This is a genomic window from Gracilibacillus saliphilus (genome assembly GCF_010994085.1).
Classification (GTDB): Bacteria; Bacillota; Bacilli; order Bacillales; family Amphibacillaceae; genus Gracilibacillus; species Gracilibacillus lacisalsi.
In genome coordinates this window covers 41,824-48,313 of sequence record NZ_WJEB01000032.1, presented here as the reverse complement: position 1 = coordinate 48,313, position 6,490 = coordinate 41,824, and the positions used below count along the sequence as shown (strand labels likewise).

The window sequence follows — 6,490 nt, the reverse complement described above, 5'->3', positions numbered from 1 at the left end:
GGAGTGGAAGTGGGCGGCCTTCGTTAAGATTTGCTCCACAACACTAATCCAAAATCAACCAGTCGATTTCTCCACCATATGTAGTTCCATGAGTTCTATCCTTTCTATAACCAGAACACAACAATAGCGGAGGCAGAATACGGAGACTCCTGTGGGAACTCACGCGAGCTGAAGATCCACTTGGTAAAGTGGATTTCTTGACCAAGTTAGCTAAAAACAGCCCACGGAAAGCGCAGTATTCTGCCGAAGCGTATGGCAGCACTCATCAAAATGCATATGGAGGAGAGCAAATCCATGTCCAAGGTACTTCGCAGTTTATGGATATTATGTAAATATTCCATAAAAAAAGACTATCCCGGAGGATAATCTTAATTTGTGATTTCTTCTTTTATTTTTTCTAATATTTTCTTTTCTATTCGGGAAACCTGAACTTGTGAAATTCCCAGTCGGTTTGCAACCTCTGTTTGGGTTTTATCCTTATAATATCTTAAGTATACAATCAACCGCTCACGTTCATCTAGGTCTTTAATAACCTGTTCCATTGTCATTTTATCAAACCAATTGTCATTGACGTCTGCAATCTGATCCAGTAACGTAATAGGATCACCGTCATTTTCATATACGGTTTCATGTATGGATTGCGGTTTCTTTGTCGCTTCTTGCGCATGGATGATATCTTCAGGCGTAAGATCTAGCTTTTCAGCAATCTCTTGTACTGTTGGGGCTCGAGCGAGTTCTTTTGTTAACTCATCTGTTACCCTTCTTATTTTATTGCCAATTTCTTTTAAGGAACGACTAACTTTTACTGTACCATCGTCTCGTATGAAACGTTGGATTTCACCAATTATCATCGGTACAGCATAAGTGGAGAATTTGACATCGTATTCTAAGTCGAATTTATCAATTGACTTTAGTAAACCGATGCAACCAATTTGAAACAAATCATCTTGATCATAACCTCTGTTGAGAAAACGTTGAACAACAGACCAAACAAGGCGAATATTTTTCTCTACCAATAATGATCTCGCTTCCTCATCCCCTTGTTGACTTAACTGGATATACCTCTTTACATCTTTATCATCTAAAGGTGATGCGTTAGACATTTGTGTTTTCATAGGCATCACCTAATTACACATGGTTTTGCTAGTTTGAAAATCTTTTGTCATTCTCACCTTTGTGCCTTCTCCTGGATGTGAAATAATTTCGACTTTATCCATGAAGTTTTCCATAATAGTAAAACCCATTCCCGACCGCTCAAGTTCTGGTTTAGAGGTATATAGTGGTTCTTTCGCTAAATCGATATTATCAATTCCCATTCCTTCATCCTCAATTAAAATGGATAATGTCTGATCAGTTAAGGAACAAGAGATATAGACGTATTGGTTTGGGTCCTCTTCGTAACCATGAATAATAGCATTGGTTACTGCTTCCGAAACAACAGTTTTGATTTCTGTTAATTCATCCATATTTGGATCAATTTGTGATACAAATGCAGCAACTGAAACTCTAGCAAATGCTTCATTTTCACTGACACTTCTAAACTTTAATTCCATTGCATTATTCATGATGCCACCCCCAAACTGGAAAGAGCAAAATCTTCATTTGACTCTAGCCTAACAATCTTGAATAATCCCGACATATTAAATAACCTTTTTACTGCTGGGTTGACAGAACAAACAATCATTTCTCCTCCTAATTGCTTTACTTCCTTATAACGCCCTAATACAACCCCTAAACCTGAACTGTCCATAAAATGTAAGGCATCAAGATTTAAAATGACGTGCTTAATCCCCTCTTGATGCAGGCGATCTTGCCATTCTATTTTTAATCGAGCAGCAGAATGGTGATCTAGTTCACCATCCAATCGGACGATTAAAACATCTTCGACTACAGTAAATTGAGTCTGTAATTGCATATATTTCCCTCCCAGTTTTTTCTGTATTACTTTTTTCTATATCTCTCATCCATAATCCTGCTTATTGACAAAACTAGAATGAAATCGTCTAAATAAGCTTAAATTCGACCCACTTTATTCTTTCCATTTCGTTAAAAGAATGATTGAAATGTTCGTTTAAACAGCTGAAGTACATTAGCATGCTTAATATCTTCTAATACAATTAAATCTGTTTCACTAATAATGTCTTCTCCCTCTACCACTTGGAGCTTACCAACCATTGTTCCTTTCTCTAGCGGTAACTCTACATCTTGATTAATTTTTATTTTCGTATCGATTTCATCTAAATTGGTTCCTTTAGGGTATAGAATGGATACAGAGTCGTTGGTAACTACATCCACCTTCTGTTTATTTGCTTTTAACCATTCAAACGACGTCACTGCCTGATTTTTCTCATATAATGGCTTTGTTTCAAATTTCGCATAAGCATAATCTAACAATTGGCTTACATCACTATTTCGATCTTTCGTGCTTTCTGCTCCCATAACAACAGCTATAGTTCTCATACCATTTTTCTCTGCGGTTGCCGTCAAACAATATTTTGCTTCGTTTGTATATCCTGTTTTCAGACCATCTACACCTTCATAGAAACGAACTAGTTTATTGGTGTTAACAAGCCAAAACTCATCTTCAGTGTCTTTACGCAAATAATCTTCATAAATACTTGTATAATGTGTAATATCCTCGTACTTTAGTAACTCCTTAGCCATAATGGCCATATCATGAGCAGTACTATAATGATTTTCTGCAGGTAAGCCAGTTGAATTTTGGAAATTGGTAGATTTAAGCCCTAATTCTTCTACTTTTTCGTTCATCATTTCCACAAAAACTTGCTCACTGCCAGCAATTCTTTCTGCCATTGCCACACTAGCATCATTACCTGATGCAATAGCAATACCCTTTAGCAAGTCATCTACTGACATTTCTTCTCCCGCTTCTAGGAAGATTTGTGATCCCCCCATTGATGCAGCATTTTCACTGACTCTGACTTGTTCATCTAAGGATAATTCACCCTTTTCAATAGCTTCCATAATTAGTAGCATAGTCATAATTTTAGTCATACTAGCTGGTGGTAATTCTTCGTTAGAATTTTTATCATATAGTATATTACCTGTATCACGCTCGATAAGTATCGCTGATTTCGAATTTGTGGCTAAATCTAATGATTCACTTTCACTTACTTCACTTGATACGTGATTCTCTTCATGATGAGCAAATACGTTTCCTTGACCGATCACCATCATACTTATAACAATGAGTATCATTATGCTTATTCTTTTCAACATCTTCACCTCCGATTTATAACATTTCTATTTTTTCCAAAATAATCTAAAAGTATAACTTTTACTTTGAAATATTTTAAAAAAGACAGCAAAACCTCTATCCATATCAATAAAACCTTAGTACACCATTAAGACTATGATGAGCACTACTGCGATCTGATAATTTTGAAATATCATATTAGTATTTACCCCACACTTCGGCAACCTACGTTAGCTAACCACAATATAAGTAACATTTGGGTTTATTATTTACATCAACCATCACCCCATTGTGAAATCTGTTAAAAACCCAATATGCTAGCGGTAAAAATTGTTATAGAAACTAACACTTCTTATACAAAACTGTTTCACAAAGCACTTTACTCATTTTAATAAAGAAATGAAAAGGCTTATATACTTTCTCAACCTACATACAGCAAAAAAGATAGCGAACATCGTCGCTATCTTTTCTACTCCCTATTTTATGACTTCATATATCATTTTTTGGCGGGTTGCTTTTTCAAGTTTTATCGTATAAGCATTTTTTACAATAGAGATGATTTGTTCGACATCTTCTTGATCACTGTTTAAGATAGCTAGAGTATCGCCTTTGTCTACATAATCACCAATTTTCTTTTGGAGGGTAATGCCAACCCCGTGATTAATAGCATCATCCTTGGTTGCTCGTCCAGCACCTAGATGCATAGCTGCTACCCCTATTTCATCTGCCTCCATTTCATGTATATAGCCTCCTTGATCAGCTTTCACTTCCATGTGATAAGATGATCCGGGGAGTTGAGACAGGTCTTTAATAACTGTTATATCACCGCCTTGTGCTTCTATAAAGTCCATAAAGCATTTTAACGCGTCACCGTTATCAATTAAACTTTCTAATGATTGTGTTGCCTCTGAATAATCCTGATACACACCAGCTAATATTGTCATATGAGCCGCAAGTTCAATTGCTAATTCTCGAAGATCTTCTATTCGTTTTCCTTGTAATACTTCAACTGCTTCTTTTACCTCATTGGCATTTCCGATCTCAAATCCTAACGGTTGATTCATGTCACTGATCACGGCAACGGTTTGTCTGTCTAATTGATTACCGATCGTTACCATTTCTTTCGCTAATCGTTTAGAATCTTGCAATGATTTCATAAAAGCCCCTGAACCTGTTTTAACATCCAAGACAATACTGTCAGCTCCTGAAGCAATTTTTTTACTCATGATCGAACTTGCGATTAATGGAATTGAATCAACTGTTGCTGTAACATCTCGTAAAGCATATAATTTCTTATCAGCTGGGGCTAAATTTCCTGTTTGGCCAACTACAGATAACTTGAATTTATTGACATTATCAATAAATTGCTGGTTTGTTAATTCGACCTTAAAGCCAGGTATGGATTCTAACTTATCTATAGTCCCTCCGGTATGACCTAACCCTCTTCCCGACATCTTTGCTACTGGAATACCTGCTGCAGCAACTAAAGGACCAACGATAAAAGTTGTCTTATCACCGACACCACCAGTTGAATGCTTATCTACTTTATGACCTTTAATAGCGCTCAAGTCAATAATATCACCGGATTCAACCATGTTTTTCGTTAAGGATGCCGTTTCTTCTTGTGTCATCCCTTGATAATAGATTGCCATCATCAATGCAGACACTTGATAATCGGGAATATTTTCTTTCATATACTCTTTGATAAAGAAAGAAATTTCTTGTTCTGTTAACGTATCACCATTTCGCTTTTTGGCGATAATATCAACCATTCTCATTCCAGTCACCTCTTTTTTGAAGTTATTTACACAATTACTCTTTTACCTATTCTTCCATTTTGTTAGCAGTCAAGGTTCAACCTGAAGGCCAAAGAATCGGACTAGCTTTTTCTTTTATCAATCTTTATACTCCTTACTAAGTAAGGGTAAGCAATTAAGAAATTAAAATTCTTATGTTATATCGCTCAAAAAGCTTTTACCATATTGGGAACGTTTCACCTTAAAATTGTCCGCAATTGTAGCTCCAACATCAGCAAATGTTTCTCTTACAGGTAACTCTTTTCCTACATCTATCCCGTGATGATAAACAAGTAACGGTACATATTCTCTCGTATGATCTGTTCCGTGATGAGTAGGATCATTACCATGATCTGCTGTTATGATAAGTAAATCATCTTCTTGTAATTTATCTAATACTCTCGGTAAATATTGATCAAACTTTTCTAGCGCTTCTGCATACCCATCTGGATTTCTTCTATGGCCATATTTAGCATCAAAATCAACTAAATTTATAAAATTCAGACCGTGAAACGATTTATCCATTGATTGAATAAATTTATCCATCCCATCATCATTATCTTTTGTTCGAATTGATTCCGTGACTCCTTCACCATCATAGATATCCGTAATTTTACCTAACGCAACAACATCATAGCCACCATCTTCCAAAGAGTTCATAACAGTATATCCAAAAGGTTTTAGGGCATAATCATGTCGATTAGCAGTCCGTTCGAAATGACCTGGCTCACCGACAAATGGTCTGGCAATTACACGCCCGATCATATATTTTTCGTCTAAAGTCAGTTCACGGCAAAACTCACAAATTTCATATAACTCTTTTACTGGAATAATTTCTTCATGGGCTGCAATTTGTAATACGGAATCAGCTGAAGTATAAACAATAAGATTTCCTGTTTCCATATGTTTTGGACCTAATTCTTTAATAATTTCTGTACCTGAAGCTGGTTTATTGCCAATTACTTTTCTTCCCGTTTTCTGTTCAATCGTTTTAATTAACTCTTCAGGAAATTGTTCAAATGTTCGAAAAGGAGTATCAATATAGAGGCCCATCATTTCCCAATGACCTGTCATTGTATCTTTTCCATTGGACGCTTCTTGCATTTTCGTATAATGAGCCTTTGGCTTAGATGTCTTTTCTATGCCGTTAATTTCCTTTATATTACTTAAACCCAGTTTTCCCATATAAGGCATATGCAATCCATTTCGATGTTCGGCAATATGACCTAATGTATCAGCACCAATGTCATTAAAATCTGCCGCGTCAGGTGCTTCTCCTATACCTACAGAATCAAGTACAATTAAAAAGATTCGATTAAAAGTTGGCATGCTAATCCCTCCTATTCTTCCATACCCTCCCTATCAACGTAGTATGCCTCATATTAGTATATTCATTAATGAAATCTGCGATGTTGTAGAATAATTGTTATGATAGAGGAACAAATAAGAAGCTAAATCAATATACCTATGTAAACAA

6 protein-coding genes are annotated in these 6,490 nt (G+C 35.9%); all 6 read right to left on the bottom strand.

The window, feature by feature from the left end; translation table 11 throughout:
- Positions 1-368: 368 nt before the first annotated feature.
- Positions 369-1,115, bottom strand: coding sequence for an RNA polymerase sporulation sigma factor SigF (gene sigF / locus GHT08_RS17680; RefSeq protein WP_018931618.1), 747 nt, complete (start codon positions 1,113-1,115; stop codon positions 369-371).
- Positions 1,116-1,124: 9 nt separating this feature from the next.
- The gene (gene spoIIAB, locus GHT08_RS17675; RefSeq protein WP_018931619.1) at positions 1,125-1,565 is read right to left on the bottom strand and encodes an anti-sigma F factor; all 441 of its coding nucleotides are present in this window, start codon (positions 1,563-1,565) and stop codon (positions 1,125-1,127) included.
- A complete protein-coding gene (gene spoIIAA / locus GHT08_RS17670; RefSeq protein WP_018931620.1) occupies positions 1,562-1,915 on the bottom strand; it encodes an anti-sigma F factor antagonist in 354 nt (117 codons plus the stop codon). Before spoIIAA ends, spoIIAB begins: the two co-directional genes overlap by 4 nt.
- 131 nt (positions 1,916-2,046) lie before the next feature.
- Positions 2,047-3,240, bottom strand: coding sequence for a D-alanyl-D-alanine carboxypeptidase family protein (locus GHT08_RS17665; protein WP_163582745.1), 1,194 nt, complete (start codon positions 3,238-3,240; stop codon positions 2,047-2,049).
- Positions 3,241-3,693: 453 nt separating this feature from the next.
- On the bottom strand, positions 3,694-4,995 hold the full coding sequence (locus GHT08_RS17660; RefSeq protein WP_163582744.1) for a pyrimidine-nucleoside phosphorylase: 1,302 nt from the start codon (positions 4,993-4,995) through the stop codon (positions 3,694-3,696).
- 171 nt (positions 4,996-5,166) lie between these two features.
- The gene (gene deoB, locus GHT08_RS17655; RefSeq protein WP_163582743.1) at positions 5,167-6,342 is read right to left on the bottom strand and encodes a phosphopentomutase; all 1,176 of its coding nucleotides are present in this window, start codon (positions 6,340-6,342) and stop codon (positions 5,167-5,169) included.
- Between the last annotated feature and the right edge of the window lie 148 nt (positions 6,343-6,490).

Bases quoted from the DNA above. Each gene is read 5' to 3' on its own strand.
- sigF (WP_018931618.1), bottom strand. From the start codon at position 1,115: ATGAAAACACAAATGTCTAACGCATCACCTTTAGATGATAAAGATGTA.
- spoIIAB (WP_018931619.1), bottom strand. From the start codon at position 1,565: ATGAATAATGCAATGGAATTAAAGTTTAGAAGTGTCAGTGAAAATGAA.
- spoIIAA (WP_018931620.1), bottom strand. From the start codon at position 1,915: ATGCAATTACAGACTCAATTTACTGTAGTCGAAGATGTTTTAATCGTC.
- GHT08_RS17665 (WP_163582745.1), bottom strand. From the start codon at position 3,240: ATGTTGAAAAGAATAAGCATAATGATACTCATTGTTATAAGTATGATG.
- GHT08_RS17660 (WP_163582744.1), bottom strand. From the start codon at position 4,995: ATGAGAATGGTTGATATTATCGCCAAAAAGCGAAATGGTGATACGTTA.
- deoB (WP_163582743.1), bottom strand. From the start codon at position 6,342: ATGCCAACTTTTAATCGAATCTTTTTAATTGTACTTGATTCTGTAGGT.